The organism is Rhizobium sp. 01T444, assembly GCF_056398305.1.
This window is the reverse complement of sequence record NZ_JBFTPD010000009.1, coordinates 129,389-146,583: the sequence shown is the minus strand read 5'-3', so window position 1 is coordinate 146,583 and position 17,195 is coordinate 129,389. Positions and strand designations below refer to the sequence as shown.

The following is a 17,195-nucleotide window of genomic DNA, read 5'->3' as shown; positions in this document are numbered from 1 at the left end:
CAGCAAGGCGAGGCTTCAAAAAGACGAAATCGGCAGGGAAACGATGGGCTCGGAGAGTGCGGAGAAGGCTTCGTGGACGTGATCCCTGCCCTCGACGATGACATCTTCCATCGCCTTGCGCGCCGCTGCGGCATTGCCTGCGGCGATGGCATCGACGATGCGCATGTGGGTTTCGGCGATGTTGGCGAAACCGTTCTGCGAGGGCGGCGTGCTCATGCGGAACATGCCGACGAGTGCCGCCTCGATGAGCCCACCGAGCGTGCGCATGAAGGGATTGTGGGATACCTCGGAAACGGCGAGATGGAAGCGCAGGTCGGCAAGTGCCAGACTGTCGGACGTGTGGCCGCTTGCGGCCATGTCGAGCGCCAGACCGCGCAGCAATTCGATATCGGCCGCGTTTGCGCGCTCGGCCACGAGACCGGCGGCAAATGGTTCGAAAGCCAGGCGGATATCGTAGAGCTGCAGGAGGAATTCTTCGCTCACACCGTTGGCGAAATGCCAGGAGATGATTTCGGTGTCGAACATGTTCCAGAAGTTCTTTTCCGTCACACGCGTGCCGACACGCGCCTTTGCAACGACCATGCCCTTGGCGGCAAGCGTCTTCATCGTTTCACGCAGCACCGTGCGTGAGACCTTGAAGCGCTGCGCCAGCTCTCCATCTCCAGGCAAAATCGTGCCGACAGGATAGATGCCGGCAACGATTGAACGGCCGAGTTCGTCGACGACATGCGCGTGGCTTGTTCGGGTTCTTCGCCCTGCCTTACGGGTTTCAAGCTGTCTGTTGCGCAATCCGTTACTCCTCCTAGCCATATCTCCTGTTCAGACTGGAAAGGAAAAGGATGGCCTTCTGCATTACCATGAATGCAAAAAGCAGCAGGCCAATCAGGATTTTCGTCCACCAGCTCGACAGCGTACCGTCGAAGGTGATGTAAGTCTGAATGAGCCCCTGGATCAGCAGACCGATGAAGGTCCCTGCCACGAATCCCGCTCCTCCTGTCAGCAGCGTCCCTCCGATGACGACTGCCGCGATGGCATCCAGTTCGACGCCCACCGCCGCAAGAGAATATCCGGCAGAGGTGTATAGGGAAAAAACGATTCCGGATAGGCCCGCCAGGAAACCCGACAATGCGTAGATCTGGATCGTCGTGCGCGCCACCGGAACGCCCATCAATTGCGCCGTCTGCACGCCGCCGCCCAGCGCATAGACATTGGTCCCGAAACGGGTGCGGTGGGCGATGAAGATGCCGGTTGCGAAGACGACCAGCATGATGCCGCCGATCAGCGTCAGGCGTCCACCGCCCGGCAGACGGTAGTAGAGGCTGGTCAGCGTCGAATAATATTCGTGATCGATCGGAATGCTGTCGATCGACAGGACATAGGCCATGCCGCGAGCAAGGAACATCCCGGCAAGGGTTACGATGAAGGGTGGCATCTGCAGGAAGTGGATGATCATGCCCATGACCGCACCGAAGGCCGTGGTAATGATGAGAACGATTGCGAAGGCCGCCAGCGGATGAATGCTGGTGTTCTGCAGGATCACGGCGAGAAAGACGCCGGTGAAGGCGATGACGGACCCGATCGACAGATCGATACCACCGGAGATGATGACGAAGGTCATGCCGACGGCGGCAATGCCGAGAAATGCGTTATCCGTCAGCAGGTTGCCGATGACGCGTGTCGACAGCATGTTCGGATATTGCAGCGTGCAAACCGCATAGGCGAGCACGAAGATGACGATCGTTGCAAGGAGCGGCAAATATTTGGAATTCATTTGTGCCCTCCTGCGTCCGTTCGGCGAGTGAAGAAGCTGGCGAGCGATTGCATGGCCGGCGACTGGATGACCAGGATGACAATGATGATGACCGCCTTGATGATGAGGTTGAACTCCGGCGGAAAGCCGGAAAGCAGGATACCGGTATTGACCGCCTGGATGATCATCGCGCCGATCAGCGAACCGATGATGCTGAAGCGGCCGCCGAGAAGCGAATTGCCGCCGACGACAACGGCGAGGATGGCATCGAGCTCCAGCCAGAGGCCGGCATTGTTGGCGTCCGCCCCCTTGATGTCGGCGGCGACGATGATGCCGGCGATGGACGCGCAGAGGCCGCTCAGCATATAGACCGCCATCAGCAGCACCGGCGTCTGTACGCCTGAAAGCGTGCTCGCGCGCCTGTTGATGCCGACTGCCTCGATCAGCATGCCGAGCGCCGTGCGGCGAACCAGCAGAATGACCAGTAGGGCGGCGATCAGCCAGATGACGACGGGCATGGGCAGGAAGGCGAAGGAGCCGCTGCCGAGAAAGATCAGCCCGTCATCGTTGAAGGTCATGATGACACCTTCGGTAATGAGCTGGGCTATCCCGCGGCCGGCGACCATCAAAACAAGGGTCGCAATGATCGGCTGGATGTTGAGGACGGCAACGAGAAAGCCGTTCCAGAAGCCGCAGAGCAGACCGATGATAACGGTAAGGGCCAGCGTATAGGCAAGCGAATTACCTTCGACGATCGACGAAGCCGCGACGGCGCCGCAGATCGCGATCACGGCGCCGACCGAAAGGTCGATGCCCTTGGTGGCGATGACGAGGGTCATGCCAATCGCCAGCAGCGCCACGGGCGCGCCGCGATTGAGCACATCGATGATGCTTCCATAAAGCCGGCCGTTTTGAACAATCACATCAAGAAACTGCGGGAAGAAGCTGAAATTCAAGAGAATAACAACCAAAAGCGCAATCAATTGCGGCGCAAGACGAGAGCCCAGCACCTTCAGCGAGGCAGTCATGCATCCTCCGTTCGTTTGTCGGCGGCAGCAATGGCGTCGACGATGCCGGCGGCGGTAATGCGCTCACCGGTCAATTCAGCGATATGTTCGCGATCGCGCAGTACGATGACGCGCGAACTGTAGGCGACCAGCTCTTCCAGTTCCGAGGAAATGACGATCAGCGACATGCCCTTGGCGCACAATTGCTCGATCAGCTTGATGATCTCGGCATGGGCGCCGACATCGATGCCACGGGTCGGTTCGTCCAGGATCAGGAAATCCGGATTTGTGGCGAGCCAGCGGGCAAGGATCGCCTTCTGCTGATTGCCGCCCGACAGCAGCCGGATGGGTTTTTCGCGATCGGTCGTGCGGATATCGAGCGCCTTGATGTATTCGTCGGCAACCGCATTCTGTTCTGCGCGCGAAAGCGGCCGTGCCCAGCCTCGGCGGGCCTGCAGGGCAAGGACGATGTTCTCGCGGATGGACAGGTCGCCGATGATGCCATCGGTCTTGCGGTCCTCCGGGCAAAAGCCGAAACCCTTGCCGATCGCAGCACGCGGGCTTGACAGCGTCACCGGCGATCCATCGATCCTGGCGACGCCGCTGTCGGCGCTTTCGATACCGAACATGAGTTCGGCGGTCTCTGTGCGCCCGGAGCCCAGAAGTCCGGCAATACCGACGACTTCGCCGACACGGACCTCGAGATCGAAGGGCTTCACCTTGCCGCGTTTCCCAAAGCCCTCGAAAGTATATTTGACCTCGCCGGCGGCAATGGTGCGTTCTTTGGCGGCATGTTCCGTCTGGGCGAGTTCGCGCCCGAGCATCATGGCGATCAGGTTCTGCCGTGGCAGTTCGGCCGCCTCGTGCGTACCGACGAGCCTGCCATTTCGCAGCACGGTGATGCGGTCGCCGATTGCATAAACCTGTTCAAGAAAATGTGTAATAAATACAATGCCTAATCCGCGCTTCTTCAAGTCATTTATGACGCCAAAAAGCATTTCGACTTCATGCGTATCGAGACTTGCCGTTGGCTCATCCAGAATGAGCACCTTGCCGGAGAGATCGACAGCCCGGGCGATCGCCACGATCTGCTGGACGGCGACCGAGAATCGGTCGAGCTGCGCGGTTACATCGATATCGAGGCCATAGCCTGCTAGAAGTTCGCGGGCATTCCGATTCATGGTGCGGGCATCGATCATGCCGAAGCGCTTCGGCTGGCGGCCGAGGAAAAGGTTTTCCGCAACGCTGAGATTCGAAAGGAGGTTGACCTCCTGGTAGACGGTGCCGATGCCGAGCTTCTGGGCGGCCAGCGTATCGGCCGGATCGATCTCGTGACCTTCCAGCGTCAGGCTTCCGCCGTCGCGGCGATAGGCCCCTGTAATGCACTTGATGAGCGTCGATTTGCCGGCGCCATTTTCGCCGAGAAGCGCATGTACCTCGCCCCGGCGTAACGTGAAATCCACCTTGTCCAGGGCAACGGCGCCGGGGAAGAATTTCGATATGCCTGAAGCTGCGAGAATATTCTCGAAATTGTGAACCATGAGGGTTGCTGTTTCCTGATATTGCGCCTTACGCCTGTACCAAAAACGGGCATGACGCCCTGCTGGTACCGGCAGTTCCGCACCGGTCCATGATGGACCGGTGCGGTTCCAGCTGCAATCAGTAACCCTGACCCTTCTTCTCTTCGTAGACCTTCATCGGGTCGTCGGCAGGCGTGTAAAGCTTGGACTCGGTCTGGATCCACTTCGGCGGAGCCTTCTTGTCCTTCAGATAGGCATCAAGCGCATCGAAGGCCGGACCTGCCATGTTCGGCGTCAGCTCAACCGTGGCATTGGACTCACCCTCGGACATGGCCTTGAAGATATCCGGCACGGCGTCGATGGAGACGACGAGGATATCCTTGCCGGGCTTCAGGCCAGCTTCTTTGATCGCCTGGATGGCGCCGACGGCCATATCGTCGTTATGGGCGTAGAGAGCGCAGATATCCTTGCCGCCATTTTCCGCCTTGAGGAAGCTTTCCATGACTTCCTTGCCCTTGGTGCGGGTGAAGTCACCGGTCTGGCTGCGAACGATCTTCAGGTTGTCGTGACCGGCAAGAGCCTCTTCGAAGCCCTTCTTGCGAGCGATGGCCGGCGACGAACCGGTCGTGCCCTGCAGCTCGACGACATTGCACTTCTTGTCGCCGACGGTCTTGACCAGGAAGTCGCCTGCAACCTTGCCTTCATGGACCAGGTCGGAAGTAACAGCTGTCAGATAGAGATCGTCGGGAGCCTTGATGGTACGGTCGAGAAGGATAACCGGAATCTTGGCTTCCTTGGCTTCCTTCAGAACGTCGTCCCAGCCGGTTTCAACGACAGGAGCAACGAGAATGGCATCGACGCCCTGTGCAATGAAGGAACGAAGAGCCTTGATCTGATTTTCCTGTTTCTGCTGTGCATCGGCAAACTTGAGATCGATGCCGCGCTTTTTTGCCTGTTCCTTCGTCACGGTCGTTTCAGCCGCGCGCCAGCCCGATTCCGAGCCGATCTGCGAGAAGCCGACGGTCAAGCCGGCAGCCGAAGCCGAACCGAACATGCAGGCAGCCAAAATCGTGGCACTCAAAAGTGCAGTCTTCAATTTCATGATGTCCTCCCAATGCCGCGTCTCGCGGCGCAGGATCAAAAAATCATATAGTAATACTTTTGTAAATGAGCATTTTAGTATGCACCGCAGCAAAAAAGGCGCCCTTTTCAGGGCGCCTTTTCGCAACTGCGAGTTACAAACTCTGCTTATTGCGCCGGCAGCTTGTCGTCCACGCCTTCGATGTAGAAGTTCATGCCGAGCAGCGTGCCGTCATCGGCCTTCTCGCCGGCCTTCAGCCAGGGCGTGCCGTCCTGCTTGTTGATCGGACCGGTGAAGGGATGCAGTTCGCCGGACTTGATCTTGGCCTCGGTTTCCTCAGCCATCTTCTTTACGTCGTCAGGCATATTCGTGTAGGGCGCCATCTTGAGGATACCGTCCTTCAGGCCGTCCCAGCTCTGCTCGGACTTCCAGGTGCCATCCAGAAGCGCGTGAACACGCTTGGAGTAGTAGTTGCCCCAGGTATCGACGATTGCCGTCAGCTGCGCTTTCGGGCCAGCTGCGATCATGTCCGATGCCTGACCGAAAGCGTGGATGCCACGTTCTTCGGCAACCTGCATCGGTGCGGTCGTGTCGGTATGCTGCGTCAGCACGTCGACACCCTGGTCGATCATGGCCTTGGCGGCGTCGGCTTCCTTGCCCGGGTCGAACCAGGTGTTGACCCAGATGACCTTCAGCTTGAAGCTCGGGTCGATCGACCTGGCGCCCTGCTCGAAGGAGTTGATGCCCATTACGACTTCCGGGATCGGGAAGGAGGCGATGTAGGCAGCGCCGTGGTTCTTCGAGGTTTTGGCAGCGATCTGGCCGAGGATGTAGCGACCTTCATAGAAACGCGAGTTGTAGGTCGCGAGATTCGGGCCGGACTTGTAACCGGTGCCGTGCTCGAACTTGACCTTCGGGAACTTGGCAGCGACCTTCACCGTCGCGTCCATGAAGCCGAAAGACGTGGTGAAAATCAGCTGGCAGCCAGAGCGGGCAAGGCGCTCGATGGCGCGCTCGGCATCCGGGCCTTCCGGAACGTTTTCGAGATAAGGCGTCTCGATCTTGTCGCCGAATTCGGCCTGGACCTGCTGGCGGCCGACATCGTGCGCCTGCGAATAACCGCCGTCATTGTGTGCCCCTACATAGACGAAGCAGACCTTCGTCTTATCCGCTGCCGCGGCAGCAGAGGAAATGCCAATCACGGCTGCTGCCGATGCGGCAAGTGTGAGTGCGAACTTCTTCATGATGACCCCTGTTGGTTTGAAGTTATTCCGGAAACCCGTCCGTGTTCTTGTTTTATCGCTCCGGTACGAAGGCTTTTCCAAGCGACGCGGGCGTGTTGATCAACGTCGTGCGTCGATTATGAGAAATGATGATGAGAACTACAATAGTCGCGGCGTAGGGCAGCATCGAGAGGAACTGCGCGGGAATGCCGAGGCCAAAGGCCTGCGCATGAAGCTGCAGGATCGTGACCGCGCCGAACAGATAGCCACCGGCAAAAACCCTCCACGGACGCCAGGAGGCAAAGACGACAAGCGCCAGCGTGATCCAGCCGCGGCCGGCCGACATGTTCTCCACCCATTGCGGCGTATAGACGAGCGAAAGCTGCGCACCGGCGAGACCCGCGCAGGCACCGCCGAACATGACGGCCAGATAGCGCGTGCGGATGACGTGAATGCCAAGCGCATGGGCCGAGCCGTGACTGTCACCTATTGCCCGGAGCTTCAGGCCGGTCCGGCTCTTGAACAAGAACCAGCTGACGCCGAGGAGCAATGCGATTGACAGATAGAAGATCAGGTCCTGCTTGAAGAGCACCGGGCCGATAACCGGAATACCGGACAGGAGCGGAATGTCGATCTCCTCCAGCCGGATACCCGGTACGCTGACATAGGGCTCGCCGAGCTGGCCGGAGACGCCAAGGCCGAGAAGGGTCAGCGCCAGGCCGGTTGCCACCTGGTTTGCCACCAATGTCAGCGTCAGGAAGGCAAAGAGCAACGAAAACAGCCCGCCCGCGACGATGCCGCAGATGATGCCGACATAGGGAGAGCCCGAGATCTGCGCACCGGCGAAGGCGGCGACAGCGCCCATAATCATCATGCCCTCGACACCGAGATTGAGGACACCGGAGCGCTCCGTCACGAGTTCGCCGAGTGCGGCGATGACGAGCGGCGTGGAGGCGGTAATGACCGTCAGAAGAATGGCTTCGAAGATGCTCATGCCACGCCACCCCTGACCCGCGACCAGACGATGCGGATTTTGTAATAGATCAGCGTGTCACAGGAGAGCACGAAGAAGAGGATCAGCCCCTGAAAGACACGCGTGACCTTGTCCGAAACACCGATCGAAAGCTGCGCCGCCTCACCACCCAGATAGGTCAATGCCAGCACCAGACCCGAAGCGATGATGCCGAGCGGATTGAGGCGGCCGAGGAAAGCGACGATGATGGCGGTGAAGCCATAGCCCGGCGAAATCGCCGGCTGCAGGTGGCCGATGGAACCCGAAACCTCGCAGATGCCGGCAAGGCCTGCCAGCGCGCCGGAAAAGAGGAAGCTGAACCAGATCATCTTCTTCGAAGAGAAGCCTGCAAAGCGCCCTGCCCGTTCCGACTGGCCGAGCACGACGATCTCGAAGCCCTTCAGCGTGAAGCGCATCATGAACCAGACGAGCACCGCCGCAATAATGGCGAAGATGAAGGCCCAATGGGCGCGTCCCGATTCCTCCCAGATCGTCGGCACAATCGCCTCCGGCGCGAAATCGCGCGAGACCGGGAAATTAAAGCCTTTGGGATCACGCCATGCGCCCCGGATCAGCCAGTCGAGAAACAGCTGGGCGATATAGACCAGCATCAGCGAGGTCAGGATCTCGTTGGTATTGAAATGCGCCTTCAGGAGTGCCGGAATGGCAGCAAACAGCGCGCCGCCGAGCGCGCCCAGGATCAGCATCAGCGGCAGGACGAGCGGCGAATGCCAGTCGTAGAAGACGATCGGAATATATGAGCCGGTGATCGCGCCGATGGTGAACTGGCCTTCGGCGCCGATGTTCCAGTTGTTGGAGCGATAACAGACCGCGAGACCGACGGCGATCAGGATCAGCGGTGCGGCCTTGACTGCCAATTCATGCAGCGACCACACTTCCAGAAGCGGCTCGAGGAAGAAGGCGTCGAGCGCTTCGACCGGATCCTTGCCGAGCATGGCGAACATGATAGCGCCGAATATCAGCGTCAGGACGAGAGCGAGAAGCGGTGAAACGAAGGCATAGAGTTTCGAGACCTGCGGGCGCTTTTCAAGCTCAATGCGCATGAGCAGCCTCCGCAACATGCTTGCTTTCATGCAGCCCGCCCATCAGCAGGCCGATCTTCTCGCGCGTGAGTTCACCTGCCGCATAAGGTTTCGAAAGACGTCCCTCGGAAATGACAGCGATATCAGTCGCGACTTCGAAGATCTCGTCGAGATCCTGGCTAATGACGACGACGGCCGAACCCGCCTTTGCCAGGTCCACCAATGCCTGACGGATGCGGCTTGCGGCACCAGCGTCCACGCCCCAGGTCGGCTGATTGACGACCAGAACGGAGGGCTGACGATCAAGCTCGCGGCCGACAATGAATTTCTGCAGGTTGCCGCCGGAGAGCGAGCCTGCGGCTGGGTCATCTCCGCTCTTGCGCACGTCCATGGCTTCCGAAATGCGACGTGCGGCAGATTTTACTGCGCCGTAGCGGATGATGCCGAGGATGCCGAGGAAGGCTTTGCGGTCGGACTGGCTGCGGGCCAGCACCAGATTATCGGAGAGTTTCATGGTGGAAACGGCCGCATGGCCATGCCGCTCTTCCGGCACGAAGCCGGCACCGAGCAGGCGGCGCGCGGTAATGCCCTGCGCTCCGACCGGCTTCTTGCGGATCACGATCGCTTCGGCCGAGGTGACAGGATATTCGCCTGACAGCGCATCGAAGAGTTCGCTCTGTCCATTGCCCGCAACGCCGGCGATCGCGAGGATCTCGCCCGACCGTACCGTCATGGAGACACCGCGCAGCGGCATGGCAAAGGGCGTGCGTGCAGCGACGGAAAGGTTCGAGACCGCAAGCTGCACATCACCCTTGTCACTGCGCTCGGGATGCGTGACGGAAGCTACCTCGCTGCCGACCATCATGCGGGCGAGAGAGGCTGGCGTCTCCTGCTTCGGATCGCAGGCGCCGGTTACGCGGCCATGACGCAGCACGGTGGCGCGATCACAGATGCGCTGCACTTCTTCCAGTCGGTGGCTGATATAGAGAACGGAGCGACCCTCGGCGCGCAGCTTGAAGAGGGTTTCGAAGAGCTTGTCGGCCTCCTGCGGCGTCAGCACCGATGTCGGCTCGTCGAGAATAATAAGCTTCGGGTTCTGCAGTAGAGCGCGAACGATCTCGATCCGCTGGCGCTCACCGACCGAGAGATCGGCGACATGGGCGTGCGGATCGAGCGGCAGGCCATAGGCCTGCGACAGCGCCCTCGCCTCTTCGGCGATCCTGCCGATCGGAATGCTGTCATCAAGCGAAAGCGCGATGTTTTCCGCAACGGTCAGCGCCTCAAACAGCGAGAAATGCTGGAAGACCATGCCAATGCCGAGCTTCCGGGCCTCGCCCGGCGAGGTGATCGTGACCGACCTGCCCTCCCAGAGGATATGCCCGTCCGTCGGCTCCAGAACGCCGAACAGCATCTTGACCAATGTCGATTTGCCTGCGCCATTTTCGCCGAGGAGCGCATGAATTTCGCCCGGCGCTATATCGAGATCGATTTCATTGCAGGCGGCAAAGCTACCGAAGAATTTCGTCAGCTTCTGGACCGATAATAACGTACCGGAAGCCGGCACATTCAATGGCGACACGTTCCCCTCATTTCTTCTGCCGACCGGTCCGTTCGGATCTCATGGAATCAGCAGCGTCGTTCCGGTTGTTCTTCTTGTTTCCAGATCTGCGTGGGCCCGCCCAACCTCACGCAGCGGATAGGTTTGGTTGATATTGATACGCACTTTGTTGCTGCGCACAACATCAAATAGATGGTTTGCACAATCGGTTAGCTCCTGACGTGAGGCGATATAGGTGAAGAGCGTCGGCCGCGTGGCATAGAGCGAGCCCCTCTGGGCGAGATGCGCCATGGTAAAATTCTCGATCGCGCCCGAGGATTGGCCAAACGACGCGAAGAGCCCGCGCGGCTTCAGGCAATCAAGTGATTGCGGGAAAGTATCGCGGCCGATCGAGTCATAGACCACGTCCACACCCTTGCCACCGGTGATCTCCCGCACGCGCTCTGCGAAGTTCTCGGTCTTGTAGTTGATGACATGATCATAGCCATGTTCGAGCGCCAACTGGACCTTGTCGGCGGAACCTGCCGTGCCGATGACGGTTGCACCGAGCGCCTTCGCCCACTGGCCGGCGATGAGGCCGACGCCGCCGGCTGCGGCATGAAACAGCAGCACGGTCTCGGGGCCGACCTTGAAGGTTCGGTTCAACAGATATTCCGCCGTCATGCCCTTCAGCATCATGGCAGCGGCCGTTTCCAGGCTGATGCCGTCAGGCACCTTTACCAGATGTTTCGTCTCGATATTGCGTTCCGCGCTATAGGCGCCATCGGCACTGGCATAAGCGACGCGGTCGCCCACGGCGAAATCGGCTGCGCCGGGGCCGACGGATGTGACGACGCCGGCGCCTTCCTTGCCGGTCACGAAGGGCAGATGCGGCGCCTTGTAGGTGCCGTCGCGGAAATAGACGTCGATGAAATTCAGTCCGACCGCTTGCTGGCGGATCTGCACCTGCCCCTCAGAAGGCGGCGGCAGATCGATATCGACATATTCGAAAACCTCGGGACCACCGTTTCTGGAGAAAGAAACCGCTTTCGTCTTTGTCATCTCAGTCTACCTCATTTACGTCCAAGCGCCGGGAAGAATTGGAGCACGGCACCGATAACGTAAAGATAGATCCCGCTCACGATGAAGAGAACGACCGCCCATTGCGGCATGTCGAAATACTTCAGCAGCGAATAGGCACCGAGTGCCGACCACAGCAGAAAGACGCCGAGGTTCAAAGGGCGCAGACGCTGGACCCGTACGGGGTGCAGGAAGTTGATCGGCAGGAAAGTCAGGATCACGGAGACAGTGACGACGATAAAGGCGGTCATTTCGCTCGCATGCATGACGAAGAGCGTGAAGACCACCATATTCCAGACGACGGGGAAGCCGGAAAAGAAATACTCCTCCGTCTTCATGCCCATATCGGCATAATAGATGGCACTGGAAACGACGATCATGCCGGCGGCCGCAAAGGACCAGGGCTCGCCGATCATGCCGCTCTGATAGAGCGCAAAAGCCGGCAGCAGCACATAGGTCACGTAATCGATGATATTGTCGAGCGTATCGCCGGACCAGTTGGGCAGGACTTCCTTGACGCGCACCTTGCGGGCGATCGGCCCGTCGATGCCATCCACCAGGAGTGCCAGGCCCAGCCACCAGAACATATCGACGAAACGATGCTCGGCGGCGGCCACCACACCGAGAAAGGCAAGGAAGGAACCGGACGCCGTCAGTATATGGACGGAAAATGCGCGCATTTCCGCGTAAGGAACGCGCTTGTAATTGAAGATTTTCATGTTCCCCCGTGACTACCTGTCGCGCCCCGCGCCGCGGCGGGCGTCGTTTTTCGCCTAATATGCATCCTTTGAATAGCTTAGCCAGCGCAAAAGCGACAGTTCATCACAGGCCAAGAATCCTGACCGTGACATGCATATTTCGCTCCCCAGCCGTGCGATGGAATGGATTGCCTTTAATTCAGCGAGGTTTTGTAATATCTGCCTCGCATGCCGATGATCATCCTGCGAACGACGAGTCCGATATCGAAATGAACGCTCCTGCAAAGACCGAAGAATTCGCCTCCGCCATTCCCGCCGGCGTTTACGCCGAGACGGTGCTGAGCGTGACGCATTACACTGACCGGCTCTTCCGTTTTACGATGACCCGGCCAGATGGCTTCCGTTTCCGTTCGGGCGAATTCGCGATGATCGGCCTGATGGTCGAAGGCAAGCCGGTCTTCCGCGCCTATTCGATCGCGAGCCCGGCCTGGGCCGAAGAGTTGGAATTCTTCTCCATCAAGGTGCCGGATGGCCCACTGACCTCGCATCTGCAGCTCATCAAGCCGGGCGACCAGGTGCTGATGCGCAAGAAGCCGACGGGCACGCTGGTTCTCGATGCGCTTACCCCGGGCAAGCGCCTCTACATGTTCTCGACCGGCACCGGCGTCGCACCGTTCGCGAGCCTTATCCGCGATCCGGAAACCTACGAGAAGTTTGACGAGGTCATCCTCACGCATACGACACGCGAGATTTCCGAGCTGAAATATGGCTTCGATCTCGTCCACGAGATCCAGAACGACGAGCTCCTCAAGGAAGTCGTCGGCGACAAGCTGCGCCACTATGCGACCGTCACCCGCGAAGATTTCGAATATCGCGGCCGCATCACTGATCTTATTTCCTCCGGCAAGCTCTTCACCGATCTCGGCGTTCCGCCGATCGATCCGGCGATCGACCGCGGCATGATCTGCGGTTCTTCTGCCATGCTGAAGGATACGAAAGAAATTCTGGAAAAGGCCGGTCTCGAAGAAGGCGCCAACAGCAAGCCCGCCGAATTCGTGATCGAACGCGCCTTCGTCGGCTAAAGCCAGAAAATAGATTTCCAGGTAACGGCTCCGGAGACGGGGCCGTTTCTATTTCTGGCTCAGATAATCGATCAGATCGGCCATGGCCTCGCGCGCCTGCTCGACCTCACCCTGATGAATGGCCCTGATGACCGCGAGGTGGAGGGAGATGGAGCGATCCATCCGTTCCGGATTGGCGGTCGAATACCACAGGCGGCGAGAATGGGTCTGGACCGGCCCCAATGCTGCAGTCATGAAACTGTTCGGGCAGGCATCCTCGAGGATCTCGTCAAAGGCCTTGTCGGCGGCGAAAAAGCGCGCCACATCGCCGCTGACAGCGCATTCCTCCATGGCGCGGGCGCAGGCGACGAGCCGGGTCCTCTGCTCCTCATTCGCAGCATCGGCGACGAGAGCTGCCGCAACCGGCTCCAGCTTGCGGCGCACCTGCATGACATTGGCATGATCTTCAGCATGGATTTCGGCGATCTGCAGGCCGACGCGCGGCTTCACTACGATCAGCCCCTGCCAGGCAAGCTTCTGGATCGCTTCACGCACCGGTGTGCGGCCATGGCCCGCAAGATCGATGAGCTGTTTTTCCGTTACCAATGCACCCGGCGCCAAAGCCAGTGTCACGATAGCGTGCTCCAGCGCCAGGTAGGCGAGATGGCTTAGCGATTCCTGCATGCGGGCGAATCCCAGGCTGATATATCAATACTGGCACGGCTAGATGCCAAAGACAAGTTATCCTGATATATCAAAGTCATGCAGTACGCGAAAGCACTCCCCTTACTCGTGACGCAGCGCCTCGATGGGATTGAGCTGTGCTGCGCGTCTGGCCGGAAAGAAGCCGAAGATCATGCCGATTGCCGCCGAGAAGACGAAGGCAATGAAGATGATGAGCGGGCTGACCACGAAGGGCACATTGAGGAAGCTGACCGTACCGTATGCAAGTGTCAGCCCCAGCATGATGCCGGCTATGCCGCCGAAGAGTGACAGGGCGACGGCCTCGACGAGGAATTGCGTCAGCACCTGATTTTCAAGTGCGCCGATCGCAAGGCGGATACCGATCTCGCGCGTGCGCTCTGTCACCGATACCAGCATGATGTTCATGATGCCGATACCGCCGACAAGCAGGCTGACGGCGGCGACCGCGCCGAGCAGGCCGGTCAGCAACGTCGTCGTACCGGTCATGGCCTCGGCGATCTGCGTCATGTCGTTGACGTTGAAATCATCCTGACGGCCAGGGATGATCTTGCGGCGTTCGCGCAGCAGGTTCTCGACATCGGCTTGCACCTTTGATGTCGAGACGCCGTCACGCGCCGAGATGAGGATCGTCGGCACATTGGAGCTGCCGCTGATGCGTCGCTGGAACACCTTGACGGGCATGATGACGGCATCGTCCTGGTCGTTGCCCATGCCGGACTGGCCGCGCTTTGCCAGGACGCCGATGACCGGGCAGGAAACCTTGCCGACACGGATCAGCTGGCCGGTCGGATCGGCGGCGCCGAAAAGCTGCTCGCGCACGGTCTCGCCGATGATGCAGCGCGACTGGCCGCGCTCTTCTGCCGGCGTGAAATTGCGGCCAAGCGCCAGATCCCAGTCCTGTGCGATGAAATAGTCGTTGGTCGTGCCGTAGACCGTGGTGGAATGGTTCTGCCCACCGAAGATGACCGTCGCCGTCGACTGATTGGATGGCGCCACCGCCCGCAGGCCGGAGACCTGATCGCGGATCGCCTCAACATCCTTCAATGTGAAGCGCCGCGCCTCGGAACTGGCGCGGCCGGGACCAAACTGGCCGGGGCGCACAAAGAGCATGTTGGTGCCAAGGCGCGAAAGCTCGGTCGAAACCTGCGCCGTCGTGCCATTGCCGATGGTGACGAGCGCGATGACGGCGGCAACGCCGATGACGACGCCGAGCACGGTCAGGAAGGAACGCAGAAGATTGCGGCTGATGGCGCGCAGCGCCAGCTTCAGCGTCTCAAAGAACATGTTCTGCCCTCCGCTGATGCTCGACCTCTGTTTCCAGCTTGCCGTCGACGAAGCGCAGCAGGCGCCCTGCATAGGCGGCAATATCGGGCTCGTGGGTGACCATGACGATGGTGATGCCCTGCTCGCGGTTCAGCCGCGTCATCAGATCCATGATCTCCATGCTGGTCTTGGTATCGAGGTTGCCGGTCGGCTCATCGGCAAGCAGCAGAGCGGGTTCGGTGACGATGGCGCGGGCGATCGCCACGCGCTGCTGCTGACCGCCGGAAAGTTCCTGGGTCTTGTGGTTTTCCCTGCCCGACAGGCCGACAAGGCCGAGCGCTTCCCTCGCCCGCCTGCGCCGCTCGCCGACCGCCATACCGCGATAGATCAACGGCAGTTCGACATTCTCGACTGCAGATGTGCGCGACAACAGGTTGAAGCCCTGAAAGACGAAACCCAGCATATGGCGGCGCAAAAGTGTCAGCTGGCTGCGATCGAAGCCACCTGTCGAAATACCCTGGAAGACATAGTCGCCCGAGGTCGGTACATCGAGGCAACCGAGAATATTCATCCCCGTCGACTTGCCGGAACCGGACGGTCCCATGATCGCGACGAGTTCATGCTCGCGGATCGAAAGGTCTACGCGGTCGAGCGCGCGGATGGCCGCAGCGCCCTCACCGTAGATTTTCGAGACCTGCCTGAACTCAAGAAGTGGCGGGCGTTCCATCATCGGCTCCCGTCAGTTCGTCCGTGCCGCGGCATCGGTGATGATTGCATCCTTTTCGGTGAGTTCGCCCGATGTGACCTGGGTGAATTGACCATCGGAGGAGCCGACCTGGATCACGACGGGCGCGGGGTGGCCGTCGCGCAGCAGCCAGACGCGGCGCTGCGTGCCGGTGAGCTTGGAATCACCACCGCCGCCACTGCGGGGCAGACGCGGCGGACGGAACAGGCTGAAGATGCCGCGACCACCGCGCCCTTCCACTTGCGGCGGCGCATAACGGAGGGCCGCATTCGGCACCATCAGGGTATCCTTGACGGCCTCGACGGTGATATCCGATGTCGCCGTCATGCCGGGGCGTAGCAGCAAGTCGGCATTGTCGACCGAGAGGACCGCCTTGTAGGTGACGACATTGTTGACCACTTCGGAAGCAAAGCGGATCTGCTCAATCGCGGCCGGGAAGGTGCGGCCGGGATAGGCATCGACAGTGAAAGTCGCCTTCTGGCCGACGGCGATCTGGCCGACATCAGCCTCATCGACATCCACTTGCAGCTCCATCTTCTTGAGATCGCCGGCAATTGTGAAAAGCACGGGCGCCGAAAGCGAGGCAGCAACGGTCGCACCCGGATCGACGGAGCGGGTGAGGATCACGCCATCGATCGGCGAGACGATCTTCGCCTTGCCGAGATTGACCTCGGCAAGCTGCAGGTCCGCCTCTGAGGCCAGGACCTCGGCCTCATTGATATCCTTGGCGGCGACTGCCGAGTCATATTTGTAGGTCGCATCGTCGAGGCTCTGCTGGGTGGAGACGTTACTTTTCACGAGGCTCTTCAGGCGGTCGAGCGAGGTCGCAGCCGATTCCAGATCTGCATTCGCCTTGACCACGTTGGCCTTTGCCGAGTTGAGCTTGGCACGCGAACTCTTCACATCGGCTTCCAGCTTGTTGGTATCGAGGACGGCCAGAACATCGCCTGCCTCGACGGTGCTGTTATAGTCGACATTGACGTCACGCATGGTACCCGACAATTCGCTCGATATATCAACCTGCTGGGTCGGCTGGACGGAACCGGTGGCGGTGACGAGCACTGTGAGGTCGCCGTGCTTGACCGGCTGGGTCGTGTAGGTGATTTCGGCACGGCCTCGGCCCGCATAGAAATAGGCGGCAGCGGCGGCAGCCAGGATCACGAGCACCAGAACGATCAGGCGTCCACGCCAGCGACGGCCCTTGCTCTGCCGGCCAGCAACCAGCACGGCAGCCAGATCGGCATTTGCGCCTGTTACAGAACCGGTCTCTTTACCAGCCTCCAAATTGTCCATCTAATCCTCGATGTATGCTTCGCCGTATCAGCCCTGCTTCACGCCGAGATAATCATGCCGAAGATGAACCCAACATTACCGATGCCCTGACGATGGCACGGAAATGCGGCTGAAAAACATGAAATATTCGTAAGGAAACAGCTGGATGGCGCAGTCAGCGAAAGCTGTTCGGCAACA

The 17,195-nt window shown here is 59.8% G+C and carries 16 protein-coding genes; 1 reads left to right on the top strand and 15 read right to left on the bottom strand.

Annotation, left to right across the window (positions count from 1 at the left end; all coding sequences use genetic code 11):
* Nucleotides 1-15: 15 nt before the first annotated feature.
* The 11 genes from AC1DTN_RS15260 to pcsA form a co-directional block, all read right to left on the bottom strand.
* Entirely contained in the window at nt 16-810 is a 795-nt protein-coding gene (locus AC1DTN_RS15260) for a FadR/GntR family transcriptional regulator (RefSeq protein WP_405049785.1), read from the bottom strand.
* Nucleotides 803-1,771 carry a galactofuranose ABC transporter, permease protein YjfF gene (gene yjfF / locus AC1DTN_RS15255; protein ID WP_113319903.1) on the bottom strand — a complete coding sequence of 323 codons (969 nt, stop codon included), beginning with the start codon at nt 1,769-1,771 and terminating at the stop codon, nt 803-805. The genes AC1DTN_RS15260 and yjfF overlap by 8 nt, the downstream gene beginning before the upstream one ends.
* Complete coding sequence (locus AC1DTN_RS15250; RefSeq protein ID WP_477921572.1) at nt 1,768-2,778, bottom strand: ABC transporter permease; 1,011 nt, start codon at nt 2,776-2,778, stop codon at nt 1,768-1,770. Before AC1DTN_RS15250 ends, yjfF begins: the two co-directional genes overlap by 4 nt.
* On the bottom strand, nt 2,775-4,298 hold the full coding sequence (gene ytfR, locus AC1DTN_RS15245; RefSeq protein ID WP_477921570.1) for a galactofuranose ABC transporter, ATP-binding protein YtfR: 1,524 nt from the start codon (nt 4,296-4,298) through the stop codon (nt 2,775-2,777). The genes AC1DTN_RS15250 and ytfR overlap by 4 nt, the downstream gene beginning before the upstream one ends.
* Nucleotides 4,299-4,416: 118 nt before the next feature.
* The gene (ytfQ, locus tag AC1DTN_RS15240) at nt 4,417-5,379 is read right to left on the bottom strand and encodes a galactofuranose ABC transporter, galactofuranose-binding protein YtfQ (RefSeq protein WP_310389604.1); all 963 of its coding nucleotides are present in this window, start codon (nt 5,377-5,379) and stop codon (nt 4,417-4,419) included.
* 146 nt (nt 5,380-5,525) lie between these two features.
* A complete protein-coding gene (locus tag AC1DTN_RS15235; RefSeq protein WP_439014925.1) occupies nt 5,526-6,602 on the bottom strand; it encodes a BMP family ABC transporter substrate-binding protein in 1,077 nt (358 codons plus the stop codon).
* A 52-nt stretch (nt 6,603-6,654) separates the two neighbouring features.
* Nucleotides 6,655-7,575 (bottom strand): ABC transporter permease, encoded by a 921-nt coding sequence (locus tag AC1DTN_RS15230; RefSeq protein ID WP_113319898.1) that lies wholly within the window; start codon nt 7,573-7,575, stop codon nt 6,655-6,657.
* Entirely contained in the window at nt 7,572-8,657 is a 1,086-nt protein-coding gene (locus AC1DTN_RS15225) for an ABC transporter permease (protein WP_439014923.1), read from the bottom strand. Before AC1DTN_RS15225 ends, AC1DTN_RS15230 begins: the two co-directional genes overlap by 4 nt.
* Nucleotides 8,647-10,215: an ABC transporter ATP-binding protein gene (locus AC1DTN_RS15220; RefSeq protein WP_477921569.1), complete on the bottom strand. Its 1,569-nt coding sequence runs from the start codon at nt 10,213-10,215 to the stop codon at nt 8,647-8,649. Before AC1DTN_RS15220 ends, AC1DTN_RS15225 begins: the two co-directional genes overlap by 11 nt.
* A 39-nt stretch (nt 10,216-10,254) precedes the next feature.
* Nucleotides 10,255-11,235: a quinone oxidoreductase family protein gene (locus tag AC1DTN_RS15215; protein WP_439014921.1), complete on the bottom strand. Its 981-nt coding sequence runs from the start codon at nt 11,233-11,235 to the stop codon at nt 10,255-10,257.
* A gap of 11 nt (nt 11,236-11,246) precedes the next feature.
* On the bottom strand, nt 11,247-11,972 hold the full coding sequence (pcsA, locus tag AC1DTN_RS15210; protein WP_113319895.1) for a phosphatidylcholine synthase: 726 nt from the start codon (nt 11,970-11,972) through the stop codon (nt 11,247-11,249).
* A gap of 248 nt (nt 11,973-12,220) precedes the next feature.
* Here pcsA and AC1DTN_RS15205 point away from each other — a divergent pair, with 248 nt between their 5' ends.
* Complete coding sequence (locus tag AC1DTN_RS15205; protein ID WP_037106653.1) at nt 12,221-13,033, top strand: ferredoxin--NADP reductase; 813 nt, start codon at nt 12,221-12,223, stop codon at nt 13,031-13,033.
* A gap of 48 nt (nt 13,034-13,081) precedes the next feature.
* Here AC1DTN_RS15205 and AC1DTN_RS15200 read toward each other — a convergent pair whose 3' ends face one another.
* The 4 genes from AC1DTN_RS15200 to AC1DTN_RS15185 form a co-directional block, all read right to left on the bottom strand.
* Nucleotides 13,082-13,696, bottom strand: a complete 615-nt coding sequence (locus tag AC1DTN_RS15200) for a GntR family transcriptional regulator (protein ID WP_477921567.1) — start codon at nt 13,694-13,696, stop codon at nt 13,082-13,084.
* A 102-nt stretch (nt 13,697-13,798) separates the two neighbouring features.
* Nucleotides 13,799-15,001: an ABC transporter permease gene (locus AC1DTN_RS15195; RefSeq protein WP_439014919.1), complete on the bottom strand. Its 1,203-nt coding sequence runs from the start codon at nt 14,999-15,001 to the stop codon at nt 13,799-13,801.
* A complete protein-coding gene (locus AC1DTN_RS15190) occupies nt 14,991-15,707 on the bottom strand; it encodes an ABC transporter ATP-binding protein (RefSeq protein ID WP_477921566.1) in 717 nt (238 codons plus the stop codon). Before AC1DTN_RS15190 ends, AC1DTN_RS15195 begins: the two co-directional genes overlap by 11 nt.
* Before the next feature lie 12 nt (nt 15,708-15,719).
* Nucleotides 15,720-17,018 (bottom strand): efflux RND transporter periplasmic adaptor subunit, encoded by a 1,299-nt coding sequence (locus tag AC1DTN_RS15185; protein WP_477921565.1) that lies wholly within the window; start codon nt 17,016-17,018, stop codon nt 15,720-15,722.
* Nucleotides 17,019-17,195: the final 177 nt, after the last annotated feature.

Bases quoted from the DNA above. Each gene is read 5' to 3' on its own strand.
- AC1DTN_RS15260 (WP_405049785.1), bottom strand. From the start codon at position 810: ATGGCTAGGAGGAGTAACGGATTGCGCAACAGACAGCTTGAAACCCGT.
- yjfF (WP_113319903.1), bottom strand. From the start codon at position 1,771: ATGAATTCCAAATATTTGCCGCTCCTTGCAACGATCGTCATCTTCGTG.
- AC1DTN_RS15250 (WP_477921572.1), bottom strand. From the start codon at position 2,778: ATGACTGCCTCGCTGAAGGTGCTGGGCTCTCGTCTTGCGCCGCAATTG.
- ytfR (WP_477921570.1), bottom strand. From the start codon at position 4,298: ATGGTTCACAATTTCGAGAATATTCTCGCAGCTTCAGGCATATCGAAA.
- ytfQ (WP_310389604.1), bottom strand. From the start codon at position 5,379: ATGAAATTGAAGACTGCACTTTTGAGTGCCACGATTTTGGCTGCCTGC.
- AC1DTN_RS15235 (WP_439014925.1), bottom strand. From the start codon at position 6,602: ATGAAGAAGTTCGCACTCACACTTGCCGCATCGGCAGCAGCCGTGATT.
- AC1DTN_RS15230 (WP_113319898.1), bottom strand. From the start codon at position 7,575: ATGAGCATCTTCGAAGCCATTCTTCTGACGGTCATTACCGCCTCCACG.
- AC1DTN_RS15225 (WP_439014923.1), bottom strand. From the start codon at position 8,657: ATGCGCATTGAGCTTGAAAAGCGCCCGCAGGTCTCGAAACTCTATGCC.
- AC1DTN_RS15215 (WP_439014921.1), bottom strand. From the start codon at position 11,235: ATGACAAAGACGAAAGCGGTTTCTTTCTCCAGAAACGGTGGTCCCGAG.
- pcsA (WP_113319895.1), bottom strand. From the start codon at position 11,972: ATGAAAATCTTCAATTACAAGCGCGTTCCTTACGCGGAAATGCGCGCA.
- AC1DTN_RS15205 (WP_037106653.1), top strand. From the start codon at position 12,221: ATGAACGCTCCTGCAAAGACCGAAGAATTCGCCTCCGCCATTCCCGCC.
- AC1DTN_RS15200 (WP_477921567.1), bottom strand. From the start codon at position 13,696: ATGCAGGAATCGCTAAGCCATCTCGCCTACCTGGCGCTGGAGCACGCT.
- AC1DTN_RS15195 (WP_439014919.1), bottom strand. From the start codon at position 15,001: ATGTTCTTTGAGACGCTGAAGCTGGCGCTGCGCGCCATCAGCCGCAAT.
- AC1DTN_RS15190 (WP_477921566.1), bottom strand. From the start codon at position 15,707: ATGGAACGCCCGCCACTTCTTGAGTTCAGGCAGGTCTCGAAAATCTAC.
- AC1DTN_RS15185 (WP_477921565.1), bottom strand. From the start codon at position 17,018: ATGGACAATTTGGAGGCTGGTAAAGAGACCGGTTCTGTAACAGGCGCA.